Below are 16,380 nucleotides of genomic sequence, written 5' to 3' on the forward strand. Positions count from 1 at the left end.
GGGCCGGGACGAGATCGTCCCGGCCCGCTTCGTGTCCCGACGGGTCAGAGCTTGCGCAGCAGCGGCACCACGTCGCTGGTGAACTGGGTGAGGAACCGGCTCTGGTCGTCGCCCGGGCCGTGGAACACCAGGTGGGTGAAGCCGGCGTCGACGTAGTTCTTCACCGCGGCCACCACGTCGGCCGGGTCGGAGGCGACGATCCAGCGCTTCGCCACCTGCTCGATCGGCAGCTCGTCGGCCAGCCGGGCCATCTCGACCGGGTCGTGCACACCGGCCTTCTGCTCCGGCGTGAGCGACAGCGGCGCCCAGAACCGGGTGTTCTCCAGGGCCTTCGCCGGGTCCTCGTCGAAGCTCAGCTTGATCTCGATGGTCTTGTCGATCGCCTCGAACGGCCGCTCCGACGCCGCGAGCCCCTCCTTCAGCGCGGGCAGCAGCGTCTCCTCGTAGAGGTCCATGCCCTTGCCCGACGTGCAGATGTAGCCGTCGCCCGCGCGACCGGCATACTTGGTGACGCCCGGCCCGCCACCGGCGATGTAGATCGGGACCGGCTGCTCCGGCCGGTCGTACACGGTGGCGTCGTGCAGGCGGTAGTAGTCGCCCTCGAAGGTGACCCGCTCCTCGCTCCACAGCTGCTTGATCAGCCGCACCGCCTCGCGCAGGCGGGCGAAGCGCTCGCGGGTCTCCGGGAAGTCCACCCCCACGGCCGTCTCGTTCAGCGCCTCACCGGTGCCGATGCCGAGGATCGCCCGGCCCGGCGCCAGACAGCCCAGCGTGGCGAACGCCTGCGCGATCACCGCCGGGTTGTAGCGCAGGGTGGGAGTGAGCACGCTCGTGCCCAACTGCACCCGCGACGTGCGGGCGGCCACCCAGGGCAGCCAGACCAGCGCCGACGGGGCGTGCCCGCCGACGTGCCGCCAGGGCTGGAAGTGGTCCGAGATCCACACCGAGTCCAGTCCCTGGTCCTCCGCCTGCACGGCGAAGTCGGCCAGCTGACCGGGGGCGAACTGCTCGGCCGACGCCTTGTAACCCAGCTTCACGTAAGAGACCTCATTCTTGGGTTCAATCGAGCTTCCTCGTCAACCTAGATCCCGTCCCGGGGGCCTTCAACCCGTCACCCCCGTGCCGACGATCCCGTCGCACCTGATTCCGACGGGGAGAACCCGATGAGCGCTGCCGCTGTTCCGGCGCCACCGGACAGCTGAGCGCCACCGCCGCGCAGATCGCCGATGCCGCGCGGCCCATCTCGGCCCGGTCCCGGCAGGTGTCCGAGGAGGCCCAGCAGACGGTCCGCAGCGTGGACACGGTTTCGGCCGGCGGCGAGGAGATCGGCGCGGCGATCCGGGCGATCTCGCCGAACGCCGCGCAGGCCGCCCGCGGCGGGGACGCCGGCCAGGACTTCGCGGTGGTGGCCGAGGAGGCCGGGCACCGAGGACATCTCCCGGCGGACCGGTCGAGGCGATCACCGAGGTGCCGGCCGTGATCCACCGGATCAGCGAGTTCCGGACCACCATCGCCTCGGCGGCCGGGCAGCAGAGCGCCACCACCTCGGAGATGAACCGCAGCGTGGCCGGGCGGCGACCGGTATGGCGAGATCGCGCGCGGCATCGACGGCGCGGCATCGACGGCCACGAGCGCCGGCCATGAGCCATGAGCGCCGGCCGCGGCGCCGACGGGATCAGGCGGCCACCACCGGGCGGCCCGGATCGGCCAAGATCGGCCAGGATTGGACAGGATCGACCCGGATCGGCCGGGACTGGAATGGACTGGACTGGCCCGGATGTCGGGTCAGCCGAACAGCGTGGTGCCCGGGTTCCGGTTGTGGCAGGACGCTTTCGCGGTGCTCAGTCCTTGCGGCGCCACCAGGCCTCTTCCGGCTCGACCACCGGCACCCGGGAGCTGCCGCCGGTCTTCTGGGTGAGCCGCGGCGCGCTCGGGTCGAAGATCAGCTGGGAGATCTGCTGGTAGTGCAGGTCGGAGTCGGGGATGTAGTTGATGGTGCTGAGGGCCTGGTCCTGACCGGCGGACTCCATGACGAACTTGCCGTAGCCCAGCGCCCGCCCGGTGACCGACCGGTCGTAGCGCATGTCGGTGACCTTGGAGACCGGCATGATGTCGACCTTGCGGGTGATCACGCCGTGCACCAGCATCAGCCGTTTGTCGGTGGCCACGACCAGCTCGTACCACCACTCCCAGGCCGCGACCAGAAGCCGCGACAGCACCAGCAGCCAGACCAGCGTGAGGGCCGTCTCGACCCCGCCGTCCACCCACGCACTCAGCACGGCCAGCACGAGCAGGCCGAACATCGTGGTCAGGAACGGTTCCGCCAGCACCACCCAGTGCCGCCGCAGCAGGAAGACGACGTCTTCGCCCGGAACCAGATACCGGTCGAGCTCCTTCGGAACACCCGGCCCATAGCGCTCAGAATGCCCAGCCATGTAGCGGACGATAAGCGGGTTACGCCCGATTCACACCCCTGGTTGCCATGTGAGTACATTCCGTCTACCGAAAATCATGGACGGCGAGGATCAGGCCGTCGCGAGCAGCGTGATCCCACCGATCGTCGCGATGCCGAGCGTGACCCACCGCACCACCCCGTGCGGCACCAGGTGCACGAACGGCAGCGACACGGCCAGGCCCAGCACCAGGCCGGCCGCCGCCCAGGACATGCCGGCCCACTGGGAGGCACTGGGCAGGCCGACCGCGACCAGGGTGAGCAGGTTCAGCGGCAGCGAGAACAGCTGGAGGGTGGCCGTGGTGCGGGCCGGGGGCCAGCGCCGCGCCATCGCGTACAGCGCCACCGGGGGCCCGGACGCACCCGTCAGCACGTTCAGCGCCCCGCTGATCCCGCCCGCCAGCACCGGGCCGAGGCGGTGCCGGAAGAACGGCAGGGTGCGCCCGGCCGCGCTCGCCGCGGTGGCGGCCAGAACGGCCACTCCCGCAACGATGTTCAGCGGGGCGCCGCGCAGCTGACCACTCAGGGCGATCATCGGCGGGATCACCAGCGCGGCCGGCACCAGCAGACGCAGGGCGTCGGCCGGTGCCACCTCGCGCGGCATCCGCAGGATCACCGCCAGGTTGAGCACGCACGACAGAATCAGCGTGGTGTGCAGGCCCGTCGTGTGACCGACGGCCAGCATCAGCAGCGGCGACACCACCAGCGCGAACCCGACCCCGGAGAGCACCTGGCAGGTGGCACCGACGGCCACCACCAGGGCGACGAGGATCCCCGACGACAAGGTCAGGCGCCCTCGGACCAGGCCGGCAGGTCACCCTTGCGGATCCGGTTCTCCAGCGACTTCACCACCCGGCCGAGCTCCGGCCCGGAGAGCCGGTCGACGTAGAGCATGCCGTTGGTGTGGTCGGTCTCGTGCTGGAGGCCGCGGGCGAGCACGCCGTCGCCCCGCACCCGCACCGGGCGGCCGTCGACGTCCTGACCCTCCACCTCGGCCACGGCCGGCCGGGCCAGCAGCGCGTACTCGCCGGGCACCGACAGGCAGCCCTCCTCGTCCTCGGCCGGCGGCATCAGCGCCTGACCGGGCACCGGCACCAGCTTCGGGTTGATCACGACGCCGGTCCGGAACTCGCCGCTCGCGTCCGGGCAGTGGTACACGAACAGCCGCGCGTCCACACCGATCTGGTTCGCGGCCAGGCCGACGCCGTCCGCGGCCTCCATGCTGACGAACATGTCGGCCACCAGCCGGCGCAGCTCGTCGCCGAACTCGGTCACCTCCCGGCAGGGCCGGTGCAGGACCGGGTTGCCGCGCATCGTCACCTTGCGGGCGGTGCCCGAGGGCAGGCCGGCCGACGTCATCCAGGCCCGGATGTCCGGGTCGACCTCAACACTTTCAGTCACCGGGGCATTCTCCTGCCCGCTCCTCGTCGTCCCAAAATCAACGCGGGCCGGAGGGGACGGACGACAGCAGGGCGGGCAGGTCGGACATGCTGGTGAAGATGCTCGCGGCCCCGGCCTCGACCAGCCGTTCCGGACTGCTGTGCGCGGGGCTGTCCGGCGGGCAGTACCCGAACACCGTGGCCCCGGCGGCGACCCCGGCCCGGGTGCCGGAGACCGTGTCCTCGATCACGGCGCAGCGGGCCGGGTCGGCGCCGAGACCGGCCGCCGCGGCCAGGTACACGTCGGGCGCGGGCTTGCTGCGGGGCATCTCCTCACCGCTGTAGATCTTCCCGGCGAACACGTCGAGCAGCCCGACCCGGGCCAGCTGCATCTCCACCTTGGCCCGGTCGGCCCCGCTGGCACAGGCCACGTTCCCGGCGAACGACGCGGTGAGCCGCCGGACCGCGGCACCCGCCCCGGGGATCTCCTCCAGGCGCGCCGCCAGCGCCAGGTCACGGCGCCGGCGGAACCCGGCCAGCCAGGCCGGCCCCACCCGCACGCCGGTGTACTGCTCGATCACGCCGAACTCGTCTTTCAGCGAGCGGCCGACGAACCGCGTGAAGCACTCGGCGGCGCTGATCTGCCAGCCCAGCTCGTGCAGCATCTCCCGGAGCACGCCGCTGGTGATCTGCTCGGAGTCGACGAGAACCCCGTCACAATCGAAAAGGACGGCCTGGAAAGGGAGTTTCTGCGGCATGGGGTGACGCTAACAAACCGGCCGGCGCGACATCACCGGTCATAGACTGCCAGGTATGACCTCTTCCCAGGGATACGGCCCGGACCACCCCACCAGCACCGGCTTTTCGCTGCACCACGTGCAGCTGGCCATCCCGGTGGGCGGTGAGGACGTCGCGAGGGCCTTCTGGGTGGGCGTTCTCGGTTTCGCCGAGGTGACCAAGCCGCCGCAGCTCGCGGCCCGGGGCGGGCTCTGGGTGCGGGCCGACTCGCTGGAGATCCACCTCGGGGCCGAGAAGGAGTTCGTGCCGGCCGGCCGGGCGCACCCGGGCGTCCTGGTCGGCGACCTGGACGCCCTGGCGAAACTGCTGGAGCAGCACGGCATCACGGTGACCTGGGACGACGCGTTCCCGGGCCACCGCCGCTTCTACTCGGCCGATCCGTTCGGCAACCGCCTCGAGTTCCTCCAGCCCGACGGCACCACGCCGGCCTGGTGAACTCGCCGCAGCAGCTGGTGCGCCACCAGGTGGGCGGCCGGCACGAGCGAGAGCATCAGCAGCGCCGCGGGCAACGGCACCCGGCCCGGCAGCCGCTCGGTCTCGGGCACCTGCCCGGCCTCAGCCACGTGCCGGGTCCCCGGCGGTTGCCCCGCCCGTAGCGCCCGTTCGGCCCACAGCCAGAACGGGATCACCAGCACCGGCGAGGTGGCGGCGCCGGAGGTGTAGCCGCGCCGGGCCGCGGAACCGGCCAGATGCCCGAAACCGTGCAGGCCGTAGCCGACCAGGGCGGCACGGTAGAAGCCGGACCGGACCGCGGTGCGGTAGCCGTCGGCCGAGGCCGCCGCCATCACCGCGCCGACCAGGCCGACGGCCGTGACCACCTGCTCCTGCGGCATCCCGTGCTCGCGCCAGCCCTCGGGCAGCGGCACCCGCTCCGGCACCCGGGCGAGCAGCTCAGCTGAGCCGGCCCGCATCGTCGCGACCTCTTCCAGGTCGTGCAGCAGCCAGCTGACGAACAGCCCGGCGGTGGCGACGGTGAGGCGGCGACCCGGGCGCATGGGAGAAGGCTAGGCCGCCGGGCACCCGGTCACGAGGGCCTCCTGACCCTCACCGTGTCCCCGGCCGCCGGCTGTCCGACCGCCAGCTCCAGCGTGCGCGGCAGCGCCTCGGCCATCGAAAGGCCCACGTGCAGAAGGTATTTGCCGGACTCCAGTTCCCAGGCGCCGGGCACCCGATGGCGCAGGAGGTGTGTGGGGACGTCGACGAGCAGCTCGCCACCGTCGCCGGCGGCGAACCGGGCGGTGGCGAAACCGACCAGCCAGAGCGCCGGGCGCTCCACCGTGCTGTCCGGCCTGGAGGCGTAGACCTGCACGACCACCTTGCCCTCGCGGGCACCGGTGTTGCGCACGGTCGTGCGCACCTGGGCCACCCCGTCGGCGACCGGGCCCGCCTCGGTGGCGACCACCTCGTAGGTGGTGTAGCCGAGGCCGTGACCGAAGCCGTAGGCCGGTTCGGTGCCGGCCTTCAGCCAGGCCTTGTACCCGATGTGAATGCCCTCGGTGTAGGCCAGCTTTCCGTCCACCGGGGTGACGTCGAGCACCGGCACGTCGGCCTCGGCGACCGGCCAGGTGGTGGGCAGCCGGCCGCCCGGCTCCCGCAGGCCGAGCAGCACGTCGGCCAGCGAGTGGCCGAACTCCTGCCCCGGGAAGTAGACCAGCAGCACGGCCGCGGCGGCGTCGCGCCAGGGCATCTCCACCGGTGAGCCGGAGTTCACCACGACCACGGTGCGCGGGTTGGCCGCGGTGACGGCGGCGACCAGGTCGTCCTGGCGCCCGGGCAGGCGCAGCGATTCCCGGTCGAAGCCCTCGGACTCCACCTTGGAGTTGGTGCCGACCACGACCACGGCGACCTCGGCCGCGCGGGCCGCCTCGACGGCGTCCGCGATCAGCTGGTCGTCGGCGTCGGTGGTGGGACGCGTGCCCACACCGATCGCGACGGCGTTGGTGAAGGCCCCCACCTTGGGCAGCGTGTACCTGACCTCGACGCGTACCGGGCGGCCCTCGGTCAGGGCGACCGGCGCGGCGGCGGTCGGCGGGGCCAGCAGGCCGGCGCCGAGCTCCTCGTCGGTGTCCTCCAGCGTCTCCTCCAGCACCACGCGGCCGTCGACCAGCAGCTGGAAGTGGCCGGTGGTGCCGACCCCGAGGTGCAGGGTCTCGGTGGCCGCCGGGGTGTAGTCGAGCGTCAGCACGAGGAACTGCGACTCCTCGGTGGGCGCGCCGCCCAGCCACTTCACGTCGGTGGCGAGACGGTCGTCGCCCAGCTTGACCTCACCGTCGAAACCGATGAACTCGGCCCGCATCCCGGGCTCGCCGGTGACCGGGTTGCGGGTCTGCGCCAGCGGGAACTCGGAGATGCCGGTCTCGGCGACGGCGCCCAGCGAGTAGGTGATCTCGGTGTCGGGCAGGGCCGCGGTCAGGCCCTCCAGCGCGCTCACCACGTGGGTCGGCACCACGGTGGCGCTGCCGCCGCCCTGGCTGCGGCCGGCCACGGCGTTGTGCCCGAGCACGGCCACGCTCCTCGGGGCCGCGAGGGGCAGCAGCCCGTCGTTGGCCAGCAGCACCGAGCCCTCGGTGGCGGCCTGGCGGATGAACGCGGGGCCGTCGATCGGCGGGAAGTCGGTGCGCACCGGGTAACCCTCGAGCGCGCCGACCCGGGAGGCGAGCAGCAGGATGCGCAGCACCTTGTCGTCGATCGCCGACTCGGGCACCTCACCCGCGCGCACGGCCTTGACCAGGGCCTCGCCCCAGGGGCCGTCCGGGCCCGGCATCACCAGGTCCTGCGCGGCCCGGGCCGAGGCGATGGTGCGCACGGCGGTCCAGTCGCTGACCACCACGCCGTCGAAGCCCCACTCGCTCTTCAGCGGGTCGGCCAGCAGGTCGTGCTCGGTGGCCAGGGTGCCGTTGACGTGGTTGTAGGCGCTCATGACCATCCAGCAGCGGGCCCGGACGATCGCCTTCTCGAAGGCCAGCAGGTACACCTCGTGCAGGGCCTGCTCGTCCACCACCGTGTCGGCGGTGTAGCGCTGGGTCTCGTAGTCGTTGGCCACGTAGTGCTTGAGGCAGGCGGCGACGCCGCTCTCCTGGGTGCCCTCGACCACGGCGGCGGCGATCTCGGCCGACAGCACCGGATCTTCGCTGTACGCCTCGAAATGCCGCCCACCGAGCGGGGACCGGTGCAGGTTGACCGTCGGGCCGAGCACCGCGTGCACGTTCTTCGACCGGGCCTCGGCGGCGGCCAGCCGGCCGTAGTTGCGGGCCAGGGCGAGGTCCCACGACGACGAGAGGTTGGTGGCCGAGGGCAGGTTCAGCGACGGGTGGCGCTCGTCCCAGAACTCGCCGCGCACCCCGGAGGGTCCGTCGGACAGCCGCATGGCCCTCAGGCCGATCTTCTCGATCGCCACCGTCTGCCACATGTCCTGGCCGGTGAGCAGCTCGACCTTCTCCTCCAGCGTCAGCCGGCCCAGGAGCTGCCTCATCACTTCACCTTCTTCACGGGGAGCACCGCGAGGGCGCCCAGCACACCGAACGCACCGCCGGTGAGGAACAGGCCGGGGTAGCCGCCGGTGGCGCTGATGATCGAGGGGGCGGCCGCCGGGATCAGCGACTGCGGGGCGGCCTGGGCGATGTTGATGACGCCGAGGTCCTTGGCGTTGTCGCCGTCCTCCGGCAGCACGTCGGTGACCAGGGCCAGGTCGACGGCGTAGAACGAGCCCATGCCGGCGCCCATCACGAACTCGCCGACCAGCAGCGTGCCGTAGTTCGGGGCGAGGGCGATGGTGACCAGGCCGACGACGCCGATCAGGCCGGCGACCACGACGAACGGCTTGCGCACGCCGAGCTTGTCGCTGAGCCAGCCGGCCAGCGAGGTGGTGATCAGCACGCCGACCACGTTCACCAGGGTGGCGTAGAAGACCTTGGTGGCGGCCTCGTCGTTGCTCATCCCGAAGTCCTCGATGAGGAACAGCGTGAGGTACGACAGGGCGGTCATCTGGGCGCAGGTCATCAGGGCCCGGGTGAGCCAGGCCCAGCCCAGGTCCGGGTGCTTGCGGGGGTTGAACACGAAGGCGCCGAACAGCTTGCCCAGGCCGAACGGTTCCTCGGAGGGCGGCTGCGGGGTCTCCTTGAGCATCGCCACGAACCCGGCGATCAGAACCAGGCCGATGATGCCCGGGATCAGGGCCTGGAGCACGGCGCTGCCGACCAGCTGCACGAAGAACAGGCCGAACGGGGTGGCGGCGTTGCCGGCCACGCCGATCAGGGCCGCGACCTTGCCGCGCCACTGCGCGGGCACCTGGTCGGGCAGGATCGCGAAGAGGGCGGCCAGAGCGGCGTTGAAACCGCTCTGCGCGATCACCCAGCCGACGATGATCAGCAGCACGTTCGGGGCGAAGGCGACGATCACCAGGCCGATGAAGCCCACCCCGGCACCGAGCGAGATCCAGAAGCGGCGGGCGCCGAACCGGCTGGTGGAGCGGTCGGAGAAGCGGCCGGCCACCGGGTTGACGATCATGGCGCAGAGCGCGCCGAGACCGAGCACCCAGCTCAGATTGCTGGCGGCGGTGTCCGAGTTCATGCCCTCGAGGCGCAGAGCGAGCGCGGCGTTGATCGCCGGCAGCAGCGAGATGTAGACACCGAACACGGCCAGGGGCATGCCGATCGAGGCCACCCATTCCGCTCGGGTACGCGCGGGGCCGATCGCCTCGCCACTCTGGACAGTCGTTGTCACAGCTTCCTCCGGGACTCCCCGGGTCGCCCACGGTGGCGGCCCCGGTTCAACGCTAGTGATGGAAACCAATCATTGAAAGGTTTTCCTGGCAACTCTGTGCTTCGTCACAGCATTCGGCCAGGTCAGGGCGGATCTGAGGGCGGCATGAGAAGCTGAAGCACCTGAATGGAGACCAAAGACGCTCATGACCGCTCAGATCAACCGGAACCGGTACGCCAAGGGCGAAGCCCGGCGCGAGGCGATCCTCGCCGTCGCCCTGGAGTGCTTCGCCGAGCTCGGGTACCGCAACACCTCGATGCGTGAGGTCGCCCGCCGCGCGGGCCTGAGCCAGGCCGGGCTGCTGCACCACTTCCCCGCCAAGGAAGACCTGTTCCTCGCCGTGCTGCGCGAGCGGCAGCAGATCGACACCCGCGACTACCACGGCGAGGCCGACGCGATCGGCTCACTGATCCGGGCGGTGCGGCGCAACGCCACCATCCCGGGCCTGGTGCGGCTCTACATGACCCTGCTCGGCGAGGTGCCCTACAGCGACGACGCCCGCGAATACTTCGTCGGGCGTTACGATCTGGCCCGTTCGCTGATCTCGCGCGAGATCGAGCAGGGCCAGCGCGACGGCACCGTGCGGCCCGACCTGGACCCGAGAACGGCCGCCCAGGCGCTGATCGCGGTCGCCGACGGCATGCAGGTGCAGTGGCTCCTCGACGAGGATCAGCAGATGGCCGACGCCGTCGAGTTCACCTGGCAGCTCATGGCGCACCAGTGAATTGATGGACGACGCCGGGCTTTCGGCGACTCCCCGTCGTCCGTTGATTCACTGTGGGGCGAACCGCAGCACGCGGTCGTCACCCGCCCGCACGTCGCCCCGCCCGTCGGTGTTCGAGGTGGTCAGCCACAGCGCACCGTCGGGGGCGGCCTGCACCGTGCGCAGCCGGCCGTACTCCCCCTCCAGCTCGGCCACCGGGTCGCCGGTCGCACCGTCGCGCAGCGGGATCGTCCAGAGCCGTTCCCCGCGCAGAGCGGCCACGTAGAGCGTGTTCCCGACGATCGCGACGCCGGACGGCGAGGCGTCGTCCGTGGGCCAGGTGACCAGCGGATCGGTGAACTTCCCGCCGCCGGTGCCACCCCTGCCCTCGACCTGTGGCCAGCCGTAGTTGCCGCCGGGCTCGATCAGGTTCACCTCGTCGAGCTCATTCTGCCCGAACTCGCTCGCGAACAGCCGGTTTTCGGCGTCCCAGGCCAGACCCTGAACGTTGCGGTGGCCGAGACTCCAGACCGGGGAACCGCTCTCGGGATTACCGGGCGCCGGGTCACCGTCGGCCGTGAGACGCAGAATCTTGCCGTTCACGCTGTCCGGGTCCTGCGCGTGCGAGGTGTCGCCCGCGTCGCCGGTGCCGGCGTAGAGCAGCCCGTCGGGACCGAAGGCGATGCGACCACCGTTGTGGTAGGTGTTCTTGGCGATACCCCGGAAGATCACCTCGGGCTCGTCGTCGTCGAGCGCGAACCGGGCGATCCGGTTGTCGTCGGAGGCGGTGTAGTAGGCGTAAACCATTGCGCTGGAGGTGTTGCCGGGTCGCACGGCGAGGCCGAGCAGGCCGCCCTCGCCGGCCGCGTCGACACCGGGCACGGTGTACACCGGCTCGGCGTCACCGCCCTCGGCCGGCACCCGCAGGATGCGGCCGGAGTCGCGTTCGGCCACCAGTGCGTCGCCGTCCGGCAGGAATGCCAGGCCCCAGGGAACCTCGATGCCGGTGGCGATCTCCTGAGGATCACCGACGTCGAAATTCCCTGTTGTGGAGCCAGTTCCGGTGCCGTCCGGGGATTCCGTGGCCTGCTGGCGCTGGGTGGACGACGCGACGGTGGGGGTGTCGCTGCCTGCCGGTTCCGGCTCACCGCCGCACGCCGCCGTCCCGGTGATGAGCAGACCAGCGGCCATCAGGCCCGTGGTCCGCCGGCCGGCTCCGGAGACCCGTGCGGCGCTCATCCCGTTCAGGCCCGCCGGCCGCAACTGCGACGGCCCTCGCGCAGCAGCGTCAGCAGGGCCCCGATCGCCCCGGAGGCCGTGGTGACCAGCATCAGCGCGAGCACCACCGCCACCGGCGTGGGCAGGTTCAGCACCACCAGCAGGGCCAGGGTGAGCAGCGCCGTGCCCAGGGCGGCGACGGCGATCAGTGTCGAGCGGTCGGTTCCGTTGCCCATGACTCTTTCCTACCAGCCAGGTGGAGTTCTGCCAGCCGGTCACCTGGGGTTCCGTCAACGGGCTTCGGCGGCCAGCCGCAGACCCAGACCGACCAGCACCACCGGGCCGTCACGGGCTCTTCGCCGTCCCCCGTTCTGGTGCTCAGCCGATGGTGGAGGCGTCGATGACGAAGCGGTAGCGCACGTCCGAGGCCAGCACCCGGTCGTAGGCCTCGTTGATCCGGTCGGCGCCGATCACCTCGATCTCGGCCCCGAGGTGGTGTTCCGCGCAGAAATCGAGCATCTCCTGGGTCTGGGCGATGCCGCCGATGTTCGAGCCCGCCCACGAACGGCGGCCGCTGATCAGGGCGAAAGCGTGCACCGGCAGCGGATCCTCGGGCGCACCGACGTTGACCATGGTGCCGTCGACCTTGAGCAGGCCGAGGTAGGCGCCGACGTCGATCTTCGCGCTGACCGTGTTGATGATCAGGTCGAAGGAGCTGGCCAGCGACTCGAACGTGGACTCGTCGGAGGTCGCGAAGTAGTGGTCGGCGCCCAGTTTCAGTCCGTCCTCCTGCTTCTTCAGCGACTGCGACAGCACGGTCACCTCGGCGCCCATCGCGTGTGCCAGCTTGACCGCCATGTGCCCCAGGCCGCCGAGGCCGACCACGGCGACCTTGCTGCCCGGGCCCGCGTTCCAGTGCCGCAGCGGCGAGTACGTGGTGATGCCCGCGCACAGCAGCGGCGCGGCCACGTCGAGCTCGATGCCCTCGGGGATGCGCAGCACGAAGTCCTCGGTGACGACGATCGCCCGCGAATAGCCACCCTGGGTCGGGTTGCCCTCGGCGTCACGGCCGCCGTAGGTGCCGATCATGCCCTTGCGGCAGTACTGTTCGTCGCCGGCCCGGCAGTTCTCGCACTCGCCGCACGAGCCCACCATGCAGCCGACGCCGACCCGGTCGCCCACGGCGAACTTCGTCACCCCGGAACCGATCTCGGCGACGACCCCGGCGATCTCGTGGCCGACCACGATCGGGTAGGTGGTGGCGCCCCACTCACTGCGGGCGGTGTGGATGTCGGAGTGACAGATGCCGCTGAACCTGATGTCGATCCGCACGTCGTGCGGGCCGACGTCACGGCGCTCGAGCGTGTAGGGGGTGAGTGGGGCGGTCGCCGAGGTGGCGGCGTAGGCAGGAACCGTGAACGGCAAGGCATCTCCCCAACTGGGCTGGTCACAGGTCTTCGCCAGCCTAATCGGAGTTGCCCCGGCGGCCCGTCCGGACACGGCGGCACCGCACGGCTCACCAGTCGGTGAGCAGCCCGTCCAGTGCGGCCGGGGCGGCGCCGGGTGTGCCGACCGGCAGGCTGCGGCCCTCCCGGGCGGCGGTCAGCAGCGTCTCCATCACGTCGAGCACGTGCAGCGCGAGAGCGCCCGAGGCGCGATGCTCCTGGCCGGTGCCCAGCGACCGGGCCAGGTCGTCCATCCCGATCCCCCGGCCGCCCTCCGGGTAGCCGGCCGACGGCGGAACCGGCTGCCACTCCTGGTCTTCCGCGGTGAAGATCGCCACCTCCCCGTCGAACCGGTTGGGATCGGGCACGGCCAGGCTGCCGCCCGAGCCGTACACCTCGATCCGGGGCAGCCGGGCCGCCCACACGTCGAAGCTCATCACCAGCGTGGACACCGCGCCGGACGCGTGCACCAGCAGACCGGCGACGTGGGTGTCCACCTCCACGTCGAAGGCGGTCCCGGCACGCGGGCCGCTGCCGATCACCCGGGACGCCGTCGGGCGGGACGACACGCCGGTCACCGAGGCCACCGGCCCGAGCAGGTGCACCAGCGAGGTGAGGTAGTAGGGGCCCATGTCGAGCAGCGGGCCGCCGCCCGGCCGGTAGAGGAACTCCGGGTCGGGGTGCCAGCGTTCGTGCCCGGGGGTGGTCATGAACGCGGTGGCGGCCACCGGCACGCCGATCCTCCCGTCGTCCACCAACGCTCTTGCCGTCTGGATGCCCGTGCCCAGCACGGTGTCGGGCGCACAGCCGACCCGCAGCCCGGCGGCGCCCGCGGCGTCGAGCACCGCGCGGCCCTCGGCCACGGTGAGCGCCAGCGGCTTCTCGCCGTACACGTGCTTGCCCGCGGCCAGGGCGGCGAGCGCGATCCCGCCGTGCACCGCCGGGACGGTCAGGTTCAGCACCAGGTCGACGTCGTCGGCGGCGAGCAGGTGCGCCGCGGTCTCGGTGCGGGCGCCCGGGTGCTGCGCGGCCAGCTGTTGCGCGCGGGCCGGGTCGAGGTCGGCGACCGAGGTCACCGGCAGGTGGGGCAGGCGCCGCAGCGTCCGCGAGTACTGGCCGCTGATCTTGCCGGCGCCGATCACGCCGACCCGCAACGGCTTCACCGGCTCGCCCACAGCAGTCCCCTCTCGATGATGGTGCGCACCTGCGGAACCTCCAGCACGTCGGGGGCATGACCGGGCGTGGCCACGAAAACCCGCCCGGCGCCCCACTGCCGGGTCCAGACGGCCGGGCTGGTGACCGGCCGGGACCACTCGTTCCACGGCTGGGCAGCCAGCGTGGTGGTGGCGAGCACCTCGTCGTAGGCGTCGGAGAGCACCCAGTACTGCTCGGTGAACAGGTCGAACGGCTCGATGCCGGCGGTGATCGGGTGGTCGGGGGCGGTGATGTCGACGCGGTACGGGATGAAGTTGTCGTCGGGGGCGCCGGTGCGCTCGTCGGGGTGCCGGCCCGGGTGACAGGCGAACTGGCCACCGATCAGCTGGAGGTAGTCGGCGCTGTCGCGGTAGGAGTCGGCGATGCCACCGTGCCACCCGGCCAGCCCGGTGCCCGCCGCGACCGCCTCGCGCAGCCCTCTGACCTCGGGCTTCTCGATCGTGGACATGGTCATGCACTGCACCACCAGGTCGATCGACGACATCAGTGCGGCATCGGCGTAGACGGCCGGTTTGTCGGCGATCTCGACCTGGTAGCCGGAGTTTTCGAGGAAGGGGATGAAGAGGGCGGTGGCGGCGACGGGCTGGTGCCCCTCCCAGCCGCCTCGGACGATCAGTGCACGCTTCGTCGCATTCACGCCACGAATTGTCACATCCGGGGCACTCGTTGCGAAAGACGCCCTGTTTCGCCCGCACCCGGACCTCGACCGGGGCGGGGACGTCGTCGAGTCGCAGGAGCAGGGCCCGGGACTCGTCCGCGGTCAGGCCGGTGACGTCGGTGCGGTGGCCCGGCAGCAACGCGATGCCGCCGTGCGGGCCGCGCACCGAGTACACCGGCACGCCCGCGGACGAGAGCGCTTCCACGTCGCGCATGATCGTGCGCGTCGACGCCTCCAGGCGCCCGGCCAGGTCATCCGCGCTCGTGCGACGCGCGGGTCCGGAGCAGCAGAAGCCGCTCGGACCTCACGTCACTGCTGGGTGATCCGGTGCACCTTGTGCTGCGCCGCCTGGGCCCGGGGCCGCAGCACGAGCAGGTCCACGTTGACGTGCTTGGGCCGGGTGACCGCCCAGACGATGGTGTCGGCCACGTCCGCGGCGGACAGCGGGTCGGGCACCCCGGCGTACACCGCGTCGGCCCTGGCCCGGTCGCCGTGGAAGCGGTTGAGCGAGAACTCCTCGGTGGCCACCATTCCCGGCGCGATCTCGACGATCCGCACCGGCTGCCCGGACAGCTCCAGACGCAGCGTGCCGGTGAGGGCGTGCTCGCCGTGCTTGGCCGCGGTGTAACCGCCGCCGCCCTCGTACACGCCGTGGCCGGCGGTGGAGGTGAGCACCACGATCACCGCGTCGTCGGTGTGCCCGAACTTCGGTGCGAGCGCCTGCGTGAGCATCAGCGGGCCGATGACGTTGACCTCGTACATCGCCCGCCAGTCGGCCGGGTCGGCGCTCAGCACCGGATCCGCACCGATCGCCCCGCCGGCGTTGTTCACCAGTACGTCGACGCGCTCCAGCGTGCCCGCGAACGCCTGCACCGCCTCGGCGTCGGTGACGTCGAGCACGTGGAACGTGGCCTGCCCACCGTCGTCCACAATTTCGTCGCGCACCTGCTTGAGCCGGTCCTCCCGGCGGGCCAGCAGCACCACGTCGTAACCGGCCCTCGCCAGCCCGCGGGCGGTCGCCGCCCCGATCCCACTACTCGCGCCACTGATCACGGCCACTTTGTTCATGGCGTCAAAGTACCGGCTCAGGGTTTCAGCAGACGGCTCACGGCGTCGAGCAGCATCGCCTTCTCGGCGACGGCGTCGAACCGGTCCTGGCCGGCGATCCGGCCGAGGTACCCGTCGAGCAGCACCTCGATCCAGACGGCCAGCCGCCCGGACGGCTGGTCGGCGCGAATCTGACCGTCTGCGACAGCTTTCCGCACCCATGGCAGCAGTCCTTCGTGCACCGTGCGCTCGTCGCGCTCCAGCGCGGCCGCCACGTCGGGGTCGCCCGCCACCGCTCCGACCGCACGCACGAAACCGGCCACCCGGGGGTCCGCGCACTCGTCCGCGTGGTGCCCCACGTAGTCGGTGATCACCCTCGCCGCGTCGTCGCGGCCGTGCTGCGCGGCGAACCACCGGCCGGTCTCGGCGGTGCCCAGGTCGAGCACCGCCAGCAGCACGGCCAGCTTGGTGGGGAAGTAGTGGAAGAAGGTGCCCGAGCCGATGCCGGCCGCGCGGCAGATCGCCGTGGTGGTGGCGCGGTCGAAGCCGTCCTCGGCGAACCGGGTGAGGGCGGCGTCGATGATCTGCATGCGCCGGGCCAGGTGCCGGGCCGGGTCCACCGTGCGCGCCATCCGATTCCTCCCGAAGATGTAGAGGGATCCGTCTTCCGCCGGATGCCGTTCCGGCCGTCGGCGACTATATTA

The 16,380-nt window shown here is 71.6% G+C and carries 19 protein-coding genes and 1 pseudogene; 4 read left to right on the forward strand and 16 right to left on the reverse strand.

All coding sequences use genetic code 11. The features are described from left to right. Nucleotides 1-44: 44 nt before the first annotated feature. Nucleotides 45-1,037, reverse strand: a complete 993-nt coding sequence (fgd, locus tag KIH74_RS09250; RefSeq protein WP_214155392.1) for a glucose-6-phosphate dehydrogenase (coenzyme-F420) — start codon at nt 1,035-1,037, stop codon at nt 45-47. Between the two features lie 257 nt (nt 1,038-1,294). Here fgd and KIH74_RS09255 point away from each other — a divergent pair, with 257 nt between their 5' ends. Continuing rightward, nucleotides 1,295-1,480: a hypothetical protein gene (locus tag KIH74_RS09255; RefSeq protein ID WP_214155393.1), complete on the forward strand. Its 186-nt coding sequence runs from the start codon at nt 1,295-1,297 to the stop codon at nt 1,478-1,480. After that, nucleotides 1,477-1,644, forward strand: coding sequence for a hypothetical protein (locus tag KIH74_RS09260; RefSeq protein WP_214155394.1), 168 nt, complete (start codon nt 1,477-1,479; stop codon nt 1,642-1,644). Before KIH74_RS09255 ends, KIH74_RS09260 begins: the two co-directional genes overlap by 4 nt. A gap of 197 nt (nt 1,645-1,841) precedes the next feature. Here KIH74_RS09260 and KIH74_RS09265 read toward each other — a convergent pair whose 3' ends face one another. From KIH74_RS09265 to KIH74_RS09280, 4 genes are all read right to left on the reverse strand, one after another. Further along, entirely contained in the window at nt 1,842-2,435 is a 594-nt protein-coding gene (locus tag KIH74_RS09265; protein ID WP_214155395.1) for a PH domain-containing protein, read from the reverse strand. A gap of 90 nt (nt 2,436-2,525) precedes the next feature. Then, nucleotides 2,526-3,236 (reverse strand): TSUP family transporter, encoded by a 711-nt coding sequence (locus KIH74_RS09270; protein WP_214155396.1) that lies wholly within the window; start codon nt 3,234-3,236, stop codon nt 2,526-2,528. Between the two features lie 2 nt (nt 3,237-3,238). Further along, nucleotides 3,239-3,811, reverse strand: a complete 573-nt coding sequence (gene def, locus KIH74_RS09275; protein WP_214155579.1) for a peptide deformylase — start codon at nt 3,809-3,811, stop codon at nt 3,239-3,241. A gap of 79 nt (nt 3,812-3,890) precedes the next feature. Beyond that, the gene (locus tag KIH74_RS09280) at nt 3,891-4,589 is read right to left on the reverse strand and encodes an HAD family hydrolase (RefSeq protein WP_214155397.1); all 699 of its coding nucleotides are present in this window, start codon (nt 4,587-4,589) and stop codon (nt 3,891-3,893) included. A 55-nt stretch (nt 4,590-4,644) separates the two neighbouring features. On the opposite strand from KIH74_RS09280, the gene KIH74_RS09285 reads away from it, so the two are divergent. Then, nucleotides 4,645-5,064 (forward strand): VOC family protein, encoded by a 420-nt coding sequence (locus tag KIH74_RS09285; protein ID WP_214155398.1) that lies wholly within the window; start codon nt 4,645-4,647, stop codon nt 5,062-5,064. On the opposite strand, the gene KIH74_RS09290 is transcribed toward KIH74_RS09285, so the two are convergent. The 3 genes from KIH74_RS09290 to KIH74_RS09300 are packed head-to-tail and all read right to left on the reverse strand — an operon-like array spanning nt 4,995 to nt 9,351. After that, complete coding sequence (locus tag KIH74_RS09290) at nt 4,995-5,624, reverse strand: HXXEE domain-containing protein (RefSeq protein ID WP_214155399.1); 630 nt, start codon at nt 5,622-5,624, stop codon at nt 4,995-4,997. The two genes, KIH74_RS09285 and KIH74_RS09290, sit on opposite strands and share 70 nt — an antisense overlap. A 29-nt stretch (nt 5,625-5,653) precedes the next feature. Next, nucleotides 5,654-8,101 carry a beta-glucosidase family protein gene (locus KIH74_RS09295; RefSeq protein WP_214155400.1) on the reverse strand — a complete coding sequence of 816 codons (2,448 nt, stop codon included), beginning with the start codon at nt 8,099-8,101 and terminating at the stop codon, nt 5,654-5,656. Further along, entirely contained in the window at nt 8,101-9,351 is a 1,251-nt protein-coding gene (locus KIH74_RS09300; RefSeq protein ID WP_214155401.1) for an MFS transporter, read from the reverse strand. The genes KIH74_RS09295 and KIH74_RS09300 overlap by 1 nt, the downstream gene beginning before the upstream one ends. A gap of 184 nt (nt 9,352-9,535) precedes the next feature. Here KIH74_RS09300 and KIH74_RS09305 point away from each other — a divergent pair, with 184 nt between their 5' ends. Continuing rightward, entirely contained in the window at nt 9,536-10,114 is a 579-nt protein-coding gene (locus KIH74_RS09305; RefSeq protein WP_214155402.1) for a TetR/AcrR family transcriptional regulator, read from the forward strand. Between the two features lie 48 nt (nt 10,115-10,162). On the opposite strand, the gene KIH74_RS09310 is transcribed toward KIH74_RS09305, so the two are convergent. The 8 genes and pseudogenes from KIH74_RS09310 to KIH74_RS09345 form a co-directional block, all read right to left on the reverse strand. Next, nucleotides 10,163-11,284, reverse strand: a complete 1,122-nt coding sequence (locus tag KIH74_RS09310) for a PQQ-dependent sugar dehydrogenase (RefSeq protein WP_214155403.1) — start codon at nt 11,282-11,284, stop codon at nt 10,163-10,165. 53 nt (nt 11,285-11,337) lie between these two features. After that, nucleotides 11,338-11,547 (reverse strand): hypothetical protein, encoded by a 210-nt coding sequence (locus tag KIH74_RS09315; protein ID WP_214155404.1) that lies wholly within the window; start codon nt 11,545-11,547, stop codon nt 11,338-11,340. Between the two features lie 142 nt (nt 11,548-11,689). Beyond that, on the reverse strand, nt 11,690-12,736 hold the full coding sequence (locus KIH74_RS09320) for an NAD(P)-dependent alcohol dehydrogenase (RefSeq protein WP_214155405.1): 1,047 nt from the start codon (nt 12,734-12,736) through the stop codon (nt 11,690-11,692). Between the two features lie 91 nt (nt 12,737-12,827). Next, on the reverse strand, nt 12,828-13,931 hold the full coding sequence (locus KIH74_RS09325) for a Gfo/Idh/MocA family protein (protein ID WP_214155406.1): 1,104 nt from the start codon (nt 13,929-13,931) through the stop codon (nt 12,828-12,830). Beyond that, the gene (locus KIH74_RS09330) at nt 13,916-14,608 is read right to left on the reverse strand and encodes a ThuA domain-containing protein (RefSeq protein WP_214155407.1); all 693 of its coding nucleotides are present in this window, start codon (nt 14,606-14,608) and stop codon (nt 13,916-13,918) included. Before KIH74_RS09330 ends, KIH74_RS09325 begins: the two co-directional genes overlap by 16 nt. Before the next feature lie 181 nt (nt 14,609-14,789). After that, nucleotides 14,790-14,882, reverse strand: a pseudogene (locus tag KIH74_RS37585) (HTH domain-containing protein); the annotation flags it as partial. Between the two features lie 56 nt (nt 14,883-14,938). Then, a complete protein-coding gene (locus KIH74_RS09340; protein WP_214155408.1) occupies nt 14,939-15,697 on the reverse strand; it encodes an SDR family oxidoreductase in 759 nt (252 codons plus the stop codon). 17 nt (nt 15,698-15,714) lie between these two features. Further along, a complete protein-coding gene (locus KIH74_RS09345; protein WP_214155409.1) occupies nt 15,715-16,308 on the reverse strand; it encodes a TetR/AcrR family transcriptional regulator in 594 nt (197 codons plus the stop codon). Nucleotides 16,309-16,380 lie beyond the last annotated feature (72 nt).

Origin of the sequence: Kineosporia corallincola, assembly GCF_018499875.1 — a bacterium.
GTDB lineage: Bacteria > Actinomycetota > Actinomycetes > Actinomycetales > Kineosporiaceae > Kineosporia > Kineosporia corallincola.